Below are 17,493 nucleotides of genomic sequence, written 5' to 3' on the forward strand. Positions count from 1 at the left end.
ATAGGGAGTTATTCCGGCCTGACAAGAGGAAATTTAAAATAATTTTCCGACCGCGCATTTTTTCAGCAAAACAACTGTGAATGTGCCATAAAACAAGCAATTTGCTGTTTTTGCAACCGTAATCACACTTCCTGGTGGCATACTAAGGAGGAATAAAAAGAAAAAGGAAGATAAGTAATGCCTTTAAGCGCACAACAGTTAGCTGCACAGAAAAACCTTTCGTATGTTCTGGCTGAGAAGCTGGCGCAACGGATCTTAAAAGGTGAATATAAACCCGGCACCATTCTGCCTGGTGAAATTGAGCTGGGCGAGCAATTTGGAGTGAGTCGTACAGCGGTACGCGAAGCGGTCAAGACGTTAACAGCAAAAGGGATGGTTTTACCGCGCCCACGAATTGGTACCCGGGTCATGCCACAATCGAACTGGAATTTTCTTGATCAGGAATTGCTTACCTGGTGGATGACAGAAGAGAACTTTCATCAGGTCATCGATCACTTTCTGGTTATGCGTATCTGTCTGGAACCGCAAGCCTGCCTACTGGCAGCGACGGTAGGTAACGCAGAACAGAAAGCGCGGCTCAATACATTAATGGCCGAAATGGCGGCATTAAAAGAGAACTTTCGCCGGGAACGCTGGATTGAGGTCGATATGGCCTGGCATGAGCATATTTATGAAATGAGCGCCAATCCGTTTTTGACCTCATTCGCCTCGCTATTCCATTCGGTTTATCACACTTACTTCACATCAATAACCAGCGACACAGTGATAAAGCTGGATCTGCACCAGGCGATTGTCGATGCGATTATCCAAAGCGATGGCAACGCGGCATTTAAAGCTTGTCAAGCACTGCTACGCTCACCTGATAAGTGATAACCAGATAACAGGACATTGAGTGAGCGATAAAAAGAAGCGCAGTATGGCAGGTTTGCCGTGGATCGCAGCGATGGTCTTCTTTGATGTAGGCACTTGATGCCACTATTCTGAATACTGTCTTACCCGCAATCGCTCATAGCCTTAATCGTTCTCCTCTCGCGATGCAATCAGCCATCATCAGTTATACGCTGACGGTGGCGATATGCAGCAATGTTCATGCTTTTGAAAACAACCGATGGTAATAATCTGATCAAAAGACAGCGTAAATCTAAGCCGAACCGCGTTCCATCAGAATCGGAGTAAGTTGTAATCGTTGTTGCTGAAGGGTCGGCTGGGTTATTCGATGGATGAGTACATCAATCGCCAACTCCCCCAGTTCATCTTTCGGTTGATGGATAGTGGTGAGCGGTGGCGTCATAAAGCTTGCCAGTTCGATATCGTCATAGCCAATCACAGCCATATCCTGCGGAACCTGTAACTCTGCCTGATATAGCGCCTGGTAAACGCCAACTGCCATCGCGTCATTTCCGGTAAAGATGGCCTGAGGACGCAGCGGATGTGATAACAGTTGGCGCATGGCGTCAAACCCGCCGTTAAATTCAAAATCACCCGTGACTTCATAGCCATCAGGAATGTTGAGCCCCGCACGTTTCATCGCCGCCCGATAACCTTCCAACCGCAGGCGCGCCGGTGTTTTATCCAGCGGGCCAGTAATACAGGCGATACGAGTATGACCTTTGTCGATCAGATACTGCGTCGCTAAGTCTCCTCCCAGCAACGAGTTATCCTGAATGAGATCGCTGTCGCCATCAAACGGCGCCCAGTCCATCATCACTGTAGGCACTGTTGGATAACGTTGCATGATTTCACGCGAAGGCTGATGTGTTTCGGTGCACAGTAACAGCAAGCCATCAACGCGTTTTTGCATCAGCGTTTCCAGATTGCGATTCATCCGCTGCTCATCGCCTTCGGTATTGCAAAGAACAAGACTATAACCGCGCTCGAAGCAGCTGCGTTCAACGCCACGCACCAGTTCAGAATAGAAAGGATTGGTACTGGCAGTGATCAACATGCCAATAGTATGAGTTTGATTGAGCTTGAGGCTACGCGCCAGAGCTGATGGCGCGTAATTAAGTTCTTTAATCGCCGCTTCAACTTTGGCGGTAATCGCTTCACTGACGAAGCGATCTTTATTGATAACATGAGAAACTGTTGAGGTAGAAACGCCCGCCAGGCGGGCAACATCTTTCATTGTAGCCAAGCGTCACCTCTGCCTGTCTAAAAATACGTCGATCTCTTCACGCCACGGTACGGAAGGTTGTGCACCCTTACGCGTTACGGCAATCGCAGCGGCGGCATGGGCAAAACGAATCGCCTCTGGTAATGGTTTTTCTTCCAGTAATGCCGTAATCAACGCGCCGTTAAAAGTGTCTCCGGCAGCGATGGTATCGACAGCCTGTACCCGGAATCCAGGAACGCGCTGACCTTCACCATTTACACTCGCCCACACGCCACGACTTCCTAAAGTAACCAGTACGGTACGGATACCTTTTTCATGCAGTACCTGCGCCGCCTTCGCTGCATCTTCATCATTTTCAATACGAATACCGGTGAGCTTTTCTGCTTCCGTTTCGTTTGGTGTAATAATATCCACCAGCGCCAGCAGCTCATCAGGAAGTTCGCGAGCCGGAGCCGGGTTAAGCGCAACGATAGTTTTATTTTGATGGGCGATTTTCGCCGCTGCCATCACACTTTCGAGTGGTGATTCCAGCTGCATTAATAATGCCGACGCGTTGGCAATACGCTCACGTTGTGCTTCCACCAGCGCCGGGGAAAGGGCCGCATTAGCGCCAGCATGAATACCGATGACATTCTCACCTTCGCCATTAACAAAAATCAGCGCCACACCTGTTGATTCGCCTTTGATCACGCTGACCGGAGAAATATCGATGTTATCAGTGGCAAGCTGCTGGCGAACGCTCTCACCAATGCTGTCATCCCCCGTACAAGCAATAAACGCGATATTCGCACCGCTACGCCCTGCTGCCACCGCCTGATTCGCGCCTTTACCGCCGAATGCGACTTGGTAGTGGTTACCGGTTACGGTTTCACCTGGAGTAGGAAAAGATTGAAGATTAAGAATGTGGTCAGCATTAATGCTGCCAAGAACAACGAGGCTGCCTGCGTTTTGCATATTCGGGATGTCCATAAAATGCGCCACCGTGTTAGGGTGGCGCGTGCCCTGCTTTTCTTTATATTACACGTTCATCTGTCGATGACGCATTTATGTCACCATCAGGTCATACAACCTGATTAAAACTACTGCTTAACAACCAGTTTCAGATCAACCGGATACTTAGCCTGAACTTTCTCGCCTTTCAGTACTTTATCGGCGGTTTCGACGCCTTTCGCGCCAATCTGATCGGGTAGCTGAGCGATAGTCGCTGCTAGTTTGCCATCATTTACCGCTTTTTCGCCATCCGGTGTACCGTCAAATCCGACGACCATCACATCCGATTTACCGGCAGTTTGCAGTGCGCGCAGCGCGCCCAGCGCCATTTCATCATTCTGCGCGAATACAGCCTGAACATCCGGGTGAGCGGTCAACAGGTTCTGCATTACGTTCAAACCTTTGGTGCGGTCAAAATCTGCCGGCTGGCTGGCAAGAACATTAAACTTGTGAGCAGCAACGGCCTGCTGGAAGCCTTCGCCACGTTCACGGGCTGCGGATGTACCGGCAATGCCTTGCAGCTCGATAACTTTGGCACCTTCGCCCGCTTTCTTCGCGATGTAATCACCCGCAATTTTGCCGCCCAGTACGTTATCAGAAGCAATGTGGCTCACCACTTCACCTTTCGTTGCCTGGCGGTCAAGAGTGATAACCGGGATGTTCGCCTGGTTAGCCATCTTCACTGCATTACCCACGGCGTCAGAGTCGGTCGGGTTAATCAGCAAAATTTTGGTGCCGCGAACGGTTAAGTCCTGCACGTTAGCCAGCTCTTTCGCAGGGTTGTTCTGGGAGTCCAGCACCACCAGGTTATAGCCGAGTTTATCTGCCTCTTTCTGCGCGCCATCTTTCAACGATACAAAGAACGGGTTATTAAGCGTGGAAACCACCAGCGCGATGGTGTCTTTTGCCATCGCATTCGCACTGACGGTGGCGCTTAGCGCAACAGCGGAAACCAGGGTAGCCAGTTTTTTCATGTTCATATTCAAGATGTCCTGTAGTCGTTATTACTGCTTTTTGTTGTCTACCAGCACCGCCAGCAAAATCACCACCGCTTTGACGATCATCTGGTAATAGGAGGAAACACCTAACAAATTCAATCCATTATTAAGGAAGCCAAGAATTAATGCGCCGATCAACGTCCCAACAATGCGGCCTTTACCACCCGCCAGGCTCGTACCGCCCAGAACCACAGCAGCAATAGCATCCAGCTCATAGCCAGTCCCCGCCGTGGGTTGCGCGGAGGAGAGACGTGCCACTTCAATGATCCCGGCCAGCGATGCCAACAGACCACAAAGAGAATAGACAATGATTTTGATTTTATTGACGTTGATACCAGAAAGACGCGTTGCCGCTTCGTTACCGCCCAGCGCGTAGATGTAACGCCCCAAACGCGTGTGATGCAGCATGTACCAGGCCGCGAGGAAGACAATCCCCATGATCCAGACTGGCGTCGGTACACCCAAAGGACGGCCAATACCAAACCAACCGAACAGATCGGCGTTCTCAGTAAAGCCGGTATTTACCGGGCTACCATTGGTGTAAACCATGGTCACGCCGCGCAGTAAAAGCATCATAACCAGCGTAGCAATAAACGCCTGGACGCGACCTTTCGCGACAATTACCCCGGTTACCGCACCAATTGCGGCACCTAACGCGAGAGCGGCAACGACAGCCACCAGCGCATTGACTTCAATGCCGACGATAGATGCAGCAACTGCGCCGGTCAGCGCCAACAGAGAACCTACCGACAAGTCGATGCCCGACGTCAGGATCACCAGCGTCATCCCGACCGCCATAATGGCATTCACCGAGGTTTGCTGGAGAATATTGAATAAGTTATTGATAGTGAAAAAATTCGGACTTAACGTCGAGACAATCGCGATCAGCACCAGCAGAGCGATAAGCGATTTCTGCTCCATCAGCCACGCTTTCGTGAAATAACGGCGACCAGAGACAGTCTGGGTTGTCATTTTTTTACTCCTGATTCACGCGATTAAGCTTGCCCACAGCGGCAGCCATTAACACTTCCTGGGTGGCCTGCTCACGAGTAAATTCCCCGCTGAGATGCCCTTCATGCATGACGATGATGCGATCGCTCATGCCTAATACTTCTGGCATCTCCGATGACACCAGAATGATGCTCAAACCATCGGCTTTGAACTGGTTAATCAGTTGATAGATCTCTTTTTTCGCGCCGACATCTACGCCACGGGTAGGCTCATCAAGGATCAACACTTTGGGGCGTGTCATCAGACCGCGGGCAATCGCCACTTTTTGCTGATTGCCACCAGAAAGCAGACCAATTGCCTGTTCCATCGACGGCGTTTTCACATTAAACAGACGAATAAAATCACTCACTGCCTGCTGTTCATCGGCATGCTTCAAACTGCCACCAGTACGGCTGAAGTAGCGCAGCGCAGTCAGAGACATGTTCTCTTTTACTGACATGCCCAGCACCAGACCGTCGCGTTTACGGTCTTCAGAGATATACACAATGCCGTTTGCCAGGCCATCCTGCGGTGAACGGGTAACGACTTCATGCCCATCCAGGGTCACGTAACCGCTGGTGCGCGGCAGTGCGCCGTAGAGCACTTTCATCAGTTCGGTACGACCTGCGCCCATCAAACCAGAGACGCCAAGAATTTCACCTTTGCGTAAGGTAAAAGAGACATCGTTAACGCCAGGTCCGCAGAGATTATCGACTTTCAGGTGGATGTCTCCCGGCGCTTTGTCCAGGTGTGGATATTGATCTTCCAGCTTGCGACCCACCATCATCTCAATCAGCGAATTCTCGGTCAGTGATGCCACTTCGCGCTCAGCAATAAATTGCCCGTCACGAAAAACGGTAACGTCATCGCAAATCTCGAAGATTTCTTTCATGCGGTGGGAGATATAGACAATACCGCGGCCTTGCGATTTTAGTTCGCGGATGACGCGGAACAGGGATTCGGTTTCGGTATCGGTCAGCGCATCGGTCGGTTCATCCATAATGATAACTTTCGACTCAAAGCTCAGCACTTTGGCAATTTCAACCATCTGTTGGTCACCGATGGAAAGATCGCCCACCAGCTTGTCGCTTTTAAAGCGCAGGTTCAGTTTAGCCAGCAATTTATCCGCTTCGGCATACATGGTTTTCCAGTCAATTTTGCCAAAGAGATTAACAAACTCACGACCGAGGAAAATGTTTTCTGCAATGGTCAACTGCGGGATCAGGTTCAGCTCCTGGTGGATAATCCCAATCCCGGCTTCCTGGGAAGATTTCGGCCCGGTAAATGTCGTTTCTTTCCCCAACCATAAAAGCGTACCGGCATCGCGTGTATAGATACCAGTAAGCACTTTCATCATGGTGGATTTACCCGCGCCGTTTTCGCCCACCAGCGCCATCACGCGGCCCGGATAGACATTTAACGCAGCGCCCGAGAGGGCTTTTACGCCCGGGAAGGCTTTATCGATGCCTTTTAGCTGAAGTAATGCTTCCATGACGGCCTCAAAACGTCACGCCAGCACAGAGAATGATATTCGCATACGGAGAACATTCTCCGCTGCGAATTACCGCCTGACTTTCTGCGGTGTGTTGTTTGAATTTTTCATGCGTGGTGTAACGAATTTCAATGGTATTTCCCTGGTGTTTTTGCAGCAGCTCAAGGTGAGAGAGCAACGTTTCGTGGAGTTGTGGATTATGTTGTTTGATCTCTTCCGCGATAATGGCAGCCTCGACCTGCATTTCATTTGTGACGACGCCCAGCACCTGCATAAAAGAAGGTACCCCCTGGGTTAATGCCATATCGATACGCGTTGTACTTTTGGGAATGGGTAAACCTGCATCACACACCACCAGCGTATCGGTATGTCCCAGACGGGAGATCACCGATGAAATATCAGAATTAAGAACGGTGCCTTTTTTCATTTTTTCTCCATCAGCGAAACGTTTCGCTGACCCACAGTTTAATCCTGACTGAGTCAGGAAAACCATCGTGACGTTACGGAAATGTGATCAACCTCGAAACGTTTTACATGGTGATTAACCATGAAAACAAAAACGCCCCCTTGTGGAGAAAGGAGGCGTCTGGCGTTAGATTTCGACCTGAGTACCCAGTTCGATAACCCTGTTTGGCGGAATTTCAAACTGATCCGGTGCGCGCAGCGCATTACGTTGCAACAGCAAGTACAGCTTGCCGCGCAGACGCAAATACCACGGGCGTTTGCCGAGGATCAACGACTCATGCGACATAAAGAAGGAGGTTTCCATCATCCGGCAACTTAACCCTTCCAGACCACAACGGTGGAAGACTTCTTCCACATTTGGCGTTTCCCGCCAGCCGTAACTTGCCACCACGCGCCAGAAAGTGGGCGATAGTTGTTCAATCTGTACCCGCCGAACGTTATGGACATATGGCGCGTCTTCAGTACGCAGGGTTAACAGAATAACCCGCTCATGCAATACCTTGTTATGTTTTAGGTTATGCATCAGCGCAAAGGGAATAACATTGAGTACACGGGACATATACACTGCTGTTCCTGGCACGCGAACTGGCGGCGATTTCTCCAGCGAAGCAATCATCGCTTCCAGAGAGTTACCATGTTCATGCATCCGCCGCAGCAGACGGAAACGCTCGCTCTTCCAGGTGGTCATCACGATGAACATCACCGAACCGAGGCTCAGTGGCAACCAACCGCCGGAGAGCAGTTTATCGAGGTTAGCGGTGAACAATGGAATATCGACACAAAGGAAAGCAATCAGGATCAGCGCAACAAAATACTTATTCCAGTGCCAGTTCTGACGTGCCACGGTAGTCGAGAGAATAGACGTCAGTACCATCGTTCCTGTCACCGCAATCCCGTACGCCGCCGCGAGGTTGCTGGAGTGCTCAAAGCTGACAATCACAATCACGACCGCGACATAGAGCATCCAGTTCACAAACGGTATATAGATTTGCCCTGACTCCATTTCGGAGGTGTGAATAATGCGCATCGGCGACAAATATCCCAGACGAACCGCCTGACGCGTCAGTGAGAAAACGCCAGAAATAACCGCCTGGGAGGCAATTACCGTTGCCAGCGCGGCGATGATCAGCAGAGGGATCAATGCCCAGTCCGGTGCTAACAGAAAGAACGGGTTTTTAATCGCTTCCGGGTGCTTTAACAGTAGCGCCCCCTGGCCGAAATAGTTAAGAGTCAAAGAAGGCAATACAACGGTGAACCACGCCAGGCGAATAGGAAACTTACCAAAGTGTCCCATATCAGCATACAGCGCCTCGACACCCGTAATCGACAGCACCACCGCCCCTAATGCAATAAAAGAAACCGTTTTGTATTCAAGGAAGAAATGCACCGCCCACATCGGATTCAGCGCATGCAGCACTTCCGGGTTAGCAATAATGCTACGTAGCCCCAGTCCTGCCAGAATCAAAAACCAGGTCAGCATGATCGGCGCAAACAGCTTACCGACCATAGCAGTGCCATGTTTTTGAATCATAAAAAGTAAAGTAAGAACAATGATTGAAAGGGGAACTATCCAGGTATCCAGCTGCGGGGCGACGATTTCCAGCCCTTCAATCGCTGACATCACCGAAATAGCGGGGGTTATGACGACTTCACCATAGAAAAAGCTGCCGCCGATTAGCCCCATAATAACCAGAATAGAGGTCGTTCGCGCCGACGTATTACGCCCGGCAAGCGACATCAACGTAAGGATCCCCCCTTCACCGGCGTTATCTGCCCGCATTACGAAGGTGAGATATTTAATGGAAACCACAAAGATTAGCAGCCAGAAGATCAGCGATAGAAAGCCAAACACAGCATCGCGTTCAACGCCAAAACCAAACTGGCCGGACAAACATTCACGAAGCGTATATAACGGGCTGGTACCAATATCGCCGTAGACAACTCCAATCGCCGCGAGGGTAATCGCGGGCAACGATTGCTTATTATCAGTGCTCATAGACTAGTCTTTCGTTGAAATATGAAATGTGTGCTTAGTCCCTTGGCCCACAAAAAAGCGCACAGTATGCACGATTAACCGCAAAATCGTACACCTAAATGCGGCTACATTAACCTGGCTCAAAGAAAAATAGCCCTCCTTTGAGACTCTTTTAGCCACCAGCAAGAAACGTCTATACTCGCAATTTATGCAGAACTTTTTACGAAAGGACGCCACTTCATTATGGCTCACCCTCATTTATTAGCGGAAAGAATTTCCCGTCTGAGCAGTTCGCTGGAAAAGGGGCTTTATGAACGTAACCACGCCATCCGCTTGTGTTTGTTAGCGGCATTAAGTGGTGAAAGCGTGTTCCTCCTTGGCCCGCCAGGTATTGCCAAAAGTTTGATCGCCCGGCGCTTAAAATTCGCCTTTCAGAATGCCCGCGCGTTTGAATATCTGATGACCCGCTTCTCCACTCCGGAAGAAGTTTTTGGTCCCCTTTCTATTCAGGCGCTAAAAGATGAAGGGCGCTATGAACGTTTAACCAGCGGTTACCTGCCAGAAGCAGAAATTGTCTTTCTGGATGAGATCTGGAAAGCGGGCCCGGCAATTCTTAATACCTTGCTCACGGCCATTAACGAACGCCAGTTCCGCAACGGCGCACACGTAGAAAAAATCCCGATGCGTTTGCTGGTGGCGGCCTCCAACGAGCTGCCGGAAGCCGACAGCAGTCTGGAAGCGCTCTATGACCGCATGCTGATTCGTCTGTGGTTAGATAAAGTGCAGGATAAAGCGAATTTCCGTGCCATGCTGACCAGTCAACAGGATGAAAATGACAATCCGGTTCCGGCCTCCTTGCAGATCACAGATGAAGAATATGAACGCTGGCAGAAAGAGATTGATGAAATTACGCTGCCTGATCATGTATTTGAGCTGATTTTTATGCTGCGCCAGCAACTGGATAAATTACCGGATGCGCCTTATGTCTCCGATCGTCGCTGGAAAAAAGCGATCCGCTTATTGCAAGCCAGCGCCTTTTTTAGCGGTCGCAGTGCTGTTACCCCGGTTGATCTCATTTTGCTAAAAGATTGCCTGTGGTATGACGCCCAAAGCCTGAATTTAATTCAGCAACAAATTGATGTATTGATGACCGGTCATGCCTGGCAACAGCAAGGGATGTTGACCCGCCTGGGCGCGATTGTGCAACGTCACCTGCAACTTCAGCAGCAACAAAGCGATAAAACAGCCTTAACGGTAATTCGTCTGGGCGGCATTTTCAGCCGTCGTCAGCAGTATCAACTTCCTGTCAACGTTACGGCTTCCACTCTGACTCTGCTGCTGCAAAAACCGTTAAAACTGCATGATATGGAAGTGGTTCATATCTCCTTTGAGCGTAGCGCGCTGGAACAGTGGCTGAGCAAAGGTGGTGAGATTCACGGCAAGCTGAACGGTATCGGCTTTGCCCAGAAACTGAATCTGGAAGTTGATAGCGCCCAACATCTGGTTGTACGCGATGTAAGTTTACAAGGCAGTACGCTTGCACTCCCCGGTTCATCGCCTGAAGGTCTGCCAGGTGAAATAAAACAACAACTGGAAGAGCTTGAAAGCGACTGGCGTAAGCAACACATTTTATTCAGTGAACAGCAAAAATGTCTGTTTATCCCTGGCGACTGGTTAGGTCGCATTGAAGCCAGCCTACAGGATGTCGGCACCCAGATTCGCCAGGCACAACAATGCTAACGCTGGATACGCTTAATGTGATGCTGGCCGTCAGCGAAGAGGGTTTGATCGAAGATATGATCATCGCGCTGCTGGCCTCACCGCAGCTGGCGGCCTTCTTTGAAAAATTTCCACGCTTGAAGGCGGCAATCACTGATGATGTTTCCCGCTGGCGTGAGGCGCTGCGCAGTCGGCTGAAAGATACCAGAGTCCCACCGGAACTCACCGAAGAGGTGATGTGTTATCAACAAAGCCAGCTCCTCTCCACGCCACAATTTATTGTGCAGCTACCGCAGATCCTGGACTTACTGCATCGTCTGAACTCCCCGTGGGCTGAGCAAGCCCAACAGTTGGTTGATGCTAACAGCACGATCACTTCGGCATTACACACACTTTTTCTCCAGCGTTGGCGTTTAAGCCTGATCGTGCAAGCAACGACGTTAAATCAACAGCTATTAGAAGAAGAGTGCGAACAACTGTTGAGTGAAGTTCAGGAACGCATGACGCTGAGCGGGCAGCTTGAACCAGTTCTCGTAGATAACAACACCGCCGCTGGTCGCCTGTGGGATATGAGTGCCGGTCAGCTTAAACGCGGCGACTATCAGTTGATTGTGAAATATGGTGAATTTCTAAACGAACAGCCGAAACTAAAACGCCTGGCAGAACAGCTGGGGCGTTCCCGGGAAGCCAAATCAATACCGCACAACGATGCGCAGATGGAAACCTTTCGCACCATGGTGCGCGAACCGGCGACCGTTCCTGAGCAGGTTGATGGTCTGCAACAAAGCGATGATATTTTACGTCTCCTGCCGCCAGAACTGGCGACGCTGGGAATAACGGAACTGGAATATGAGTTTTACCGTCGGCTGGTGGAAAAACAGTTGCTCACCTATCGTCTGCACGGTGAGTCGTGGAGTGAAAAAGTTATCGAACGTCCAGTGATACATAAAGATTACGACGAACAGCCGCGCGGGCCGTTTATAGTCTGCGTGGATACTTCCGGCTCAATGGGCGGCTTTAATGAACAGTGTGCGAAAGCGTTCTGCCTGGCATTGATGCGCATTGCCCTCGCAGAAAACCGGCGCTGCTTTATTATGTTATTTTCCACTGAGATCGTCCGTTATGAGCTTTCAGGTCCACAAGGCATCGAACAAGCGATCCGTTTTTTAAGCCAGCAGTTTCGTGGCGGCACCGATCTTGCCAGTTGTTTTCGCGCCATTATGGAGCGCTTGCAAAGCCGGGAATGGTTTGATGCCGATACGGTGGTGATTTCTGACTTTATCGCCCAGCGCTTGCCAGACGACGTGACGAGTAAAGTGAAAGAGTTGCAGCGGGTACATCAGCATCGCTTTCATGCCGTGGCGATGTCTGCACATGGCAAACCCGGCATCATGCGCATTTTCGATCATATCTGGCGCTTTGATACCGGGATGCGAAGCCGCCTGCTCAGACGCTGGCGGCGATAAATTTTTACAGCAGAGAAGGGACACTCTCGCGAACAGCTGCCGGCCATACACCACACTGAACCTGGCCGATATGTGGCAGTTGCAGCAGCAGCATGGTCAAACGAGACTGGCCGATACCACCGCCGATGGTCTGCGGCATTTCACCGCGCAGCAGCGCCTGATGCCACTCCAGCTGCAGGCGATCTTCGTCACCGGTCAGCGCCAGCTGATGCTTCAGCGTGTCGGCATCCACACGGATCCCCATGGAAGAAAGTTCAAACGCATCCTCCAGTACCGGGTTCCACACCAGAATATCGCCGTTCAGCCCCGCATGGCCCAGCTCTGACGGGGTGCTCCAGTCATCATAATCCGGTGCGCGCACGTCGTGGCGGTGACCATCACTCAACTTGCCGCCAATCCCGACGAGGAATACCGCGCCAAGATCTTTCGCAATCGCCCGCTCACGCCCTTTGGCATCAAGATCCGGATAACGAGACAGTAATTCCTGGCTGTGTACGAAGTGGATCTGATCCGGCAGGAACGGTGCCAGGCCAAACTCTTCGCTAACCGCAGCTTCGGTTGCTTTAATTCCCGCCCAGATCGCCTCTACCGTGCTTTTCAGAGTCGAGAATTGACGCTCGCCGTCGCCCATTACGCGTTCCCAGTCCCACTGGTCAACATAGACCGAGTGCAACGGGGAAAGACGGTCTTCATCGGGGCGAAGGGCTTTCATGTGCGTGTACAGCCCTTCGCCCGCGCTGAAGTCGTGTTGCCCTAAGGTCTGACGTTTCCACTTCGCCAGTGAATGAACCACTTCGAACTGGGCATCAGGCAGAGCTTTCACTTTTACCTGCACCGCTTTTTCACAGCCCGACAAGTTATCCTGCGTGCCATCTCCCACACGGCTAAGAATCGGCGCCTGGACTTCGATCAGCCCCAGACGTTCTTCCAGTTGACGAGAAAAGTGAGATTTCACGAAGCTAATTTGACGTTGTTTGGCAATGTAAGCGGTTTTCATTTTTTATACTCCTGCGTCCTGTTGCTTATGATTAAGCAACAAAAACAGACACACATGCAATAATCATTCAATAAAAAGCCTTTCGCACTTTTGATTCATTAAAAAAGAAGGCTAAAATAGAGTGAATCATCAATTTACATAAGAAAATCCTATGGAAAATTATCTGATCGACAATCTGGACCGCGGCATCCTGGAAGCATTAATGGGCAATGCGCGCACTGCTTACGCCGAACTGGCGAAACAATTTGGTGTCAGTCCGGGGACGATTCATGTTCGTGTAGAGAAAATGAAGCAGGCGGGAATCATTACCGGGGCGCGCATCGACGTCAGCCCGAAACAGCTCGGTTATGACGTAGGCTGCTTTATCGGCATTATATTGAAGAGCGCCAAAGACTATCCTTCCGCGCTGGCAAAGCTGGAAAGTCTTGATGAAGTCACCGAGGCCTACTACACCACCGGCCACTACAGCATCTTTATCAAAGTGATGTGCCGTTCGATCGACGCCCTCCAGCATGTACTTATCAACAAGATCCAAACAATTGATGAAATTCAGTCCACCGAGACACTGATCGTCCTGCAAAACCCGATCATGCGTACCATCAAGCCATGAGCGGCTTTTTTAATCCCATACTTTTCCACAGGTAGATCCCAGCGCGTTCACAGCGTACAATACGCCACTCTCAATAACGGTGGCGATTTATGGCAGATATCACTCTTATCAGCGGCAGCACCCTCGGCGGTGCCGAATATGTAGCAGAACACCTAGCAGAAAAGCTGGAAGAGGCGGGTTTTACCACCGAAACGCTACACGGTCCGCTGTTGGAAGATTTATCTGCCTCCGGGATCTGGCTGGTTATCAGTTCCACCCATGGTGCCGGAGACATTCCGGACAACCTTTCTCCTTTCTATGAAGCATTGCAGGAACAGAAGCCCGATCTTTCTGCGGTCCGCTTTGGCGCAATCGGTATTGGCAGTCGTGAATACGACACCTTTTGTGGGGCTATCGATAAACTCGAGACAGAACTCAAAAATTCCGGTGCAAAACAGACAGGCGAAACACTGAAGATCAATATCCTTGCTCACGACATTCCGGAAGATCCGGCAGAAGAATGGCTGGGATCGTGGATTAATTTACTCAAATAAGTATACAGATCGTGCGATCTGCTGTGGATAACTCTGGTAGGAAGCTTGGATCAACCGGTAGTTATCCAAAGAACAACCGTTGTTCAGTTTTTGAGTTGTGCATAACCCTTCATTCTGATCCCAGCTTATACGGCCCAGGATCACCGATCATTCACAGCTAATGATCCTTGCCAGGTTGTTGATCTTAAAAGCCGGATCTTTGTTATCCACAGGGAAGCACGATCCTAATAAGAGATCACAATAGAACAGATCTCTAAATAAATAGATCTTCTTTTTAATACCCAGGATCCCAGGTCTTTCTCAAGCCGACAAAGTTGAGTAGAATCCACGGCCCGGGCTTCAATCCATTTTCATACCGCGTTATGCGAGGCAATCACCATGTTTTATCCGGATCCTTTTGACGTCATCATCATTGGCGGGGGTCATGCAGGCACCGAAGCCGCGATGGCCGCGGCGCGTATGGGTCAACAGACTCTGCTTTTGACACACAATATCGACACGTTAGGGCAGATGAGCTGCAACCCAGCGATCGGCGGTATTGGGAAGGGACATCTGGTAAAAGAAGTGGATGCACTCGGCGGTCTGATGGCAAAAGCGATCGATCAGGCGGGTATCCAGTTTAGGATACTAAACGCAAGCAAGGGACCGGCAGTTCGTGCTACACGAGCTCAGGCAGATCGTGTGCTCTACCGTCAGGCGGTACGCATGGCGCTGGAGAACCAACCGAACCTGATGATCTTCCAGCAGGCGGTCGAAGATCTTATTGTCGAAAACGATCGTGTGGTCGGTGCGGTCACCCAAATGGGACTGAAGTTCCGTGCCAAAGCCGTCGTGCTCACCGTTGGGACGTTCCTGGACGGTAAAATTCATATCGGTCTGGATAATTACAGCGGTGGCCGTGCTGGTGATCCACCGTCCATTCCGCTTTCTCGCCGTTTGCGTGAACTGCCGCTGCGCGTTGGTCGTCTGAAAACCGGGACACCGCCGCGTATTGATGCGCGTACTATCGACTTCAGCGTGCTGGCGCAACAGCATGGCGATAACCCAATGCCGGTATTCTCGTTTATGGGCAATGCGGCCCAGCATCCACAGCAGGTGCCGTGTTATATCACCCATACCAACGAGAAAACCCATGATGTAATCCGCAGTAACCTCGATCGAAGCCCAATGTACGCAGGGGTGATCGAAGGTGTCGGCCCACGCTACTGCCCGTCGATCGAAGACAAAGTCATGCGCTTCGCCGACAGAAATCAGCATCAGATCTTCCTTGAACCGGAAGGGCTGACCTCTAACGAAATTTATCCGAACGGTATCTCTACCAGCCTGCCGTTCGATGTGCAGATGCAAATCGTTCGCTCCATGCAGGGGATGGAGAACGCGAAGATCGTGCGTCCGGGTTATGCCATTGAGTATGACTTCTTCGATCCACGCGACCTGAAACCGACACTGGAGAGCAAGTTTATCCAGGGGCTGTTCTTTGCTGGTCAGATTAACGGCACTACCGGTTACGAAGAAGCTGCTGCGCAAGGTTTGCTGGCCGGTCTTAACGCCGCTCGCCTGTCTGCTGACAAAGAAGGTTGGGCTCCTGCGCGTTCTCAGGCGTATCTCGGCGTACTGGTCGATGACCTGTGCACTTTAGGAACCAAAGAACCGTATCGTATGTTTACCTCGCGCGCAGAATATCGTCTGATGCTGCGCGAAGATAACGCGGATCTGCGTTTGACCGAAATCGGTCGGGAACTGGGCCTGGTGGATGACGAACGTTGGGCTCGCTTTAACGAGAAGCTTGAGAACATCGAACGAGAGCGTCAGCGTCTGAAATCGACCTGGGTAACCCCGTCGGCAGACGCCGCAGCCGAAGTGAATGCTCACCTGACTGCGCCGCTTTCCCGTGAGGCCAGTGGTGAAGATCTGCTGCGCCGTCCGGAAATGACTTATGAAAAATTAACCGCGCTGACGCCGTTTGCTCCTGCATTGACAGACGAACAGGCGGCAGAACAGGTTGAGATTCAGGTTAAATACGAAGGTTATATCGCGCGCCAGCAAGATGAGATCGAAAAGCAGCAGCGTAACGAGAATACCCTGCTACCAGCGACGCTGGATTATCGCCAGGTATCCGGTCTTTCTAACGAAGTGATCGCTAAACTTAACGATCACAAACCGGCCTCTATTGGTCAGGCTTCGCGTATTTCTGGCGTCACGCCTGCGGCCATCTCCATTCTGCTGGTGTGGCTGAAAAAACAGGGTATGCTGCGTCGTAGCGCATAACGCATTAAAAATGCCTGGTAAGCACCCGCTTACCGGGCAACGCATCAAGAACAGGTAATTACCGTGCTCAACAGACTCTCCTCACTGCTGAAAGATGCAGGAATTTCGCTTACCGATCACCAGAAAAACCAGCTTATTGCCTATGTGAATATGCTGCATAAATGGAACAAAGCGTACAACCTGACTTCGGTCCGCGATCCTAATGAGATGCTGGTACGCCATATTCTCGATAGCATTGTCGTGGCACCGTATCTGCAAGGTGAACGGTTTATTGATGTCGGCACCGGACCAGGACTGCCTGGTATTCCACTCTCTATCGTGCGTCCTGAAGCCCATTTCACACTGCTGGATAGCCTTGGTAAACGCGTGCGTTTCCTCCGTCAGGTGCAACATGAACTAAAACTGGAAAACATTGAGCCGGTACAGAGCAGGGTAGAAGAGTTTCCGTCAGAGCCGCCGTTTGATGGCGTAATTAGCCGCGCTTTTGCCTCTCTGAACGATATGGTGAGCTGGTGCCACCATCTTCCTGGTGAGCAAGGCCGTTTCTACGCGCTGAAAGGCCAAATGCCGGAAGATGAAATCGCTTTGTTGCCCGAAGAATATCAGGTCGAATCAGTGGTTAAACTTCAGGTTCCTGCCCTGAATGGCGAACGTCATCTGGTGGTGATTAAAGCAAATAAAATTTAATTTTTATCAAAAAAATCATAAAAAATTGACCGGTTAGACTGTTAACAACACTCCGGTTCTCTATTGATATAACTGGTTACATTTAACGCCACGTTCACTCTTTTGCATCAACAAAGTAACGTGGCTTTTTTTGGTAAGCAGAAAATAAGTCATTAGTGAAAATATCAGGCTGCTAAAAATCGGCGCTAAG

Annotated in this window: 15 protein-coding genes and 1 pseudogene; 8 read left to right on the top strand and 8 right to left on the bottom strand. The window is 50.6% G+C overall.

Annotation, left to right across the window (positions count from 1 at the left end; all coding sequences use genetic code 11):
- Positions 1 to 177 precede the first annotated feature (177 nt).
- Positions 178 to 870: a FadR/GntR family transcriptional regulator gene (locus A7090_RS02765; RefSeq protein WP_105272940.1), complete on the top strand. Its 693-nt coding sequence runs from the start codon at positions 178 to 180 to the stop codon at positions 868 to 870.
- A 22-nt stretch (positions 871 to 892) separates the two neighbouring features.
- Positions 893 to 1,112 (top strand): annotated as a pseudogene (locus tag A7090_RS02770) (MFS transporter); the annotation flags it as partial.
- Positions 1,113 to 1,141: 29 nt separating this feature from the next.
- On the opposite strand, the gene rbsR reads toward A7090_RS02770, so the two are convergent.
- The 7 genes from rbsR to kup all read right to left on the bottom strand — a co-directional run bounded on the left by rbsR (position 1,142) and on the right by kup (position 9,044).
- Positions 1,142 to 2,134, bottom strand: a complete 993-nt coding sequence (rbsR, locus tag A7090_RS02775) for a ribose operon transcriptional repressor RbsR (protein WP_105272941.1) — start codon at positions 2,132 to 2,134, stop codon at positions 1,142 to 1,144.
- 3 nt (positions 2,135 to 2,137) lie between these two features.
- Entirely contained in the window at positions 2,138 to 3,067 is a 930-nt protein-coding gene (gene rbsK / locus A7090_RS02780; protein WP_105272975.1) for a ribokinase, read from the bottom strand.
- Between the two features lie 125 nt (positions 3,068 to 3,192).
- A complete protein-coding gene (rbsB, locus tag A7090_RS02785; protein ID WP_001056273.1) occupies positions 3,193 to 4,083 on the bottom strand; it encodes a ribose ABC transporter substrate-binding protein RbsB in 891 nt (296 codons plus the stop codon).
- A 24-nt stretch (positions 4,084 to 4,107) separates the two neighbouring features.
- Positions 4,108 to 5,073 (bottom strand): ribose ABC transporter permease, encoded by a 966-nt coding sequence (gene rbsC / locus A7090_RS02790; RefSeq protein ID WP_095139086.1) that lies wholly within the window; start codon positions 5,071 to 5,073, stop codon positions 4,108 to 4,110.
- Between the two features lie 4 nt (positions 5,074 to 5,077).
- Positions 5,078 to 6,583 (bottom strand): ribose ABC transporter ATP-binding protein RbsA, encoded by a 1,506-nt coding sequence (rbsA, locus tag A7090_RS02795; RefSeq protein ID WP_105272942.1) that lies wholly within the window; start codon positions 6,581 to 6,583, stop codon positions 5,078 to 5,080.
- A 7-nt stretch (positions 6,584 to 6,590) separates the two neighbouring features.
- Positions 6,591 to 7,010: a D-ribose pyranase gene (gene rbsD, locus A7090_RS02800; protein ID WP_105272943.1), complete on the bottom strand. Its 420-nt coding sequence runs from the start codon at positions 7,008 to 7,010 to the stop codon at positions 6,591 to 6,593.
- Positions 7,011 to 7,175: 165 nt separating this feature from the next.
- Complete coding sequence (gene kup / locus A7090_RS02805; RefSeq protein ID WP_105272944.1) at positions 7,176 to 9,044, bottom strand: low affinity potassium transporter Kup; 1,869 nt, start codon at positions 9,042 to 9,044, stop codon at positions 7,176 to 7,178.
- A 222-nt stretch (positions 9,045 to 9,266) separates the two neighbouring features.
- Here kup and ravA point away from each other — a divergent pair, with 222 nt between their 5' ends.
- Positions 9,267 to 10,763, top strand: a complete 1,497-nt coding sequence (ravA, locus tag A7090_RS02810) for an ATPase RavA (RefSeq protein WP_105272945.1) — start codon at positions 9,267 to 9,269, stop codon at positions 10,761 to 10,763.
- Positions 10,757 to 12,208 carry an ATPase RavA stimulator ViaA gene (gene viaA / locus A7090_RS02815; protein WP_105272946.1) on the top strand — a complete coding sequence of 484 codons (1,452 nt, stop codon included), beginning with the start codon at positions 10,757 to 10,759 and terminating at the stop codon, positions 12,206 to 12,208. The genes ravA and viaA overlap by 7 nt, the downstream gene beginning before the upstream one ends.
- 4 nt (positions 12,209 to 12,212) lie before the next feature.
- On the opposite strand, the gene asnA is transcribed toward viaA, so the two are convergent.
- Complete coding sequence (gene asnA, locus A7090_RS02820) at positions 12,213 to 13,205, bottom strand: aspartate--ammonia ligase (protein WP_000845107.1); 993 nt, start codon at positions 13,203 to 13,205, stop codon at positions 12,213 to 12,215.
- 151 nt (positions 13,206 to 13,356) lie between these two features.
- Here asnA and asnC point away from each other — a divergent pair, with 151 nt between their 5' ends.
- The 4 genes from asnC (at position 13,357) to rsmG (ending at position 17,303) form a co-directional block, all read left to right on the top strand.
- Positions 13,357 to 13,815 (top strand): transcriptional regulator AsnC, encoded by a 459-nt coding sequence (asnC, locus tag A7090_RS02825; protein ID WP_000432970.1) that lies wholly within the window; start codon positions 13,357 to 13,359, stop codon positions 13,813 to 13,815.
- A gap of 89 nt (positions 13,816 to 13,904) precedes the next feature.
- On the top strand, positions 13,905 to 14,348 hold the full coding sequence (gene mioC / locus A7090_RS02830) for an FMN-binding protein MioC (protein WP_105272947.1): 444 nt from the start codon (positions 13,905 to 13,907) through the stop codon (positions 14,346 to 14,348).
- Positions 14,349 to 14,726: 378 nt separating this feature from the next.
- On the top strand, positions 14,727 to 16,616 hold the full coding sequence (gene mnmG / locus A7090_RS02840) for a tRNA uridine-5-carboxymethylaminomethyl(34) synthesis enzyme MnmG (RefSeq protein ID WP_105272948.1): 1,890 nt from the start codon (positions 14,727 to 14,729) through the stop codon (positions 16,614 to 16,616).
- A 63-nt stretch (positions 16,617 to 16,679) separates the two neighbouring features.
- Complete coding sequence (gene rsmG / locus A7090_RS02845) at positions 16,680 to 17,303, top strand: 16S rRNA (guanine(527)-N(7))-methyltransferase RsmG (protein ID WP_105272949.1); 624 nt, start codon at positions 16,680 to 16,682, stop codon at positions 17,301 to 17,303.
- The last annotated feature ends 190 nt before the right edge of the window (positions 17,304 to 17,493 follow it).

This window comes from Escherichia sp. MOD1-EC7003 (assembly GCF_002965065.1).
Lineage (GTDB): Bacteria > Pseudomonadota > Gammaproteobacteria > Enterobacterales > Enterobacteriaceae > Escherichia.

Excerpts from the sequence above, each read along its gene's own strand:
- kup (WP_105272944.1), bottom strand. The coding sequence starts at position 9,044 with ATGAGCACTGATAATAAGCAATCGTTGCCCGCGATTACCCTCGCGGCG.
- A7090_RS02765 (WP_105272940.1), top strand. The coding sequence starts at position 178 with ATGCCTTTAAGCGCACAACAGTTAGCTGCACAGAAAAACCTTTCGTAT.
- rbsK (WP_105272975.1), bottom strand. The coding sequence starts at position 3,067 with ATGCAAAACGCAGGCAGCCTCGTTGTTCTTGGCAGCATTAATGCTGAC.
- ravA (WP_105272945.1), top strand. The coding sequence starts at position 9,267 with ATGGCTCACCCTCATTTATTAGCGGAAAGAATTTCCCGTCTGAGCAGT.
- rbsC (WP_095139086.1), bottom strand. The coding sequence starts at position 5,073 with ATGACAACCCAGACTGTCTCTGGTCGCCGTTATTTCACGAAAGCGTGG.
- viaA (WP_105272946.1), top strand. The coding sequence starts at position 10,757 with ATGCTAACGCTGGATACGCTTAATGTGATGCTGGCCGTCAGCGAAGAG.
- mioC (WP_105272947.1), top strand. The coding sequence starts at position 13,905 with ATGGCAGATATCACTCTTATCAGCGGCAGCACCCTCGGCGGTGCCGAA.
- mnmG (WP_105272948.1), top strand. The coding sequence starts at position 14,727 with ATGTTTTATCCGGATCCTTTTGACGTCATCATCATTGGCGGGGGTCAT.
- asnC (WP_000432970.1), top strand. The coding sequence starts at position 13,357 with ATGGAAAATTATCTGATCGACAATCTGGACCGCGGCATCCTGGAAGCA.
- rbsB (WP_001056273.1), bottom strand. The coding sequence starts at position 4,083 with ATGAACATGAAAAAACTGGCTACCCTGGTTTCCGCTGTTGCGCTAAGC.
- rbsA (WP_105272942.1), bottom strand. The coding sequence starts at position 6,583 with ATGGAAGCATTACTTCAGCTAAAAGGCATCGATAAAGCCTTCCCGGGC.
- asnA (WP_000845107.1), bottom strand. The coding sequence starts at position 13,205 with ATGAAAACCGCTTACATTGCCAAACAACGTCAAATTAGCTTCGTGAAA.
- rbsD (WP_105272943.1), bottom strand. The coding sequence starts at position 7,010 with ATGAAAAAAGGCACCGTTCTTAATTCTGATATTTCATCGGTGATCTCC.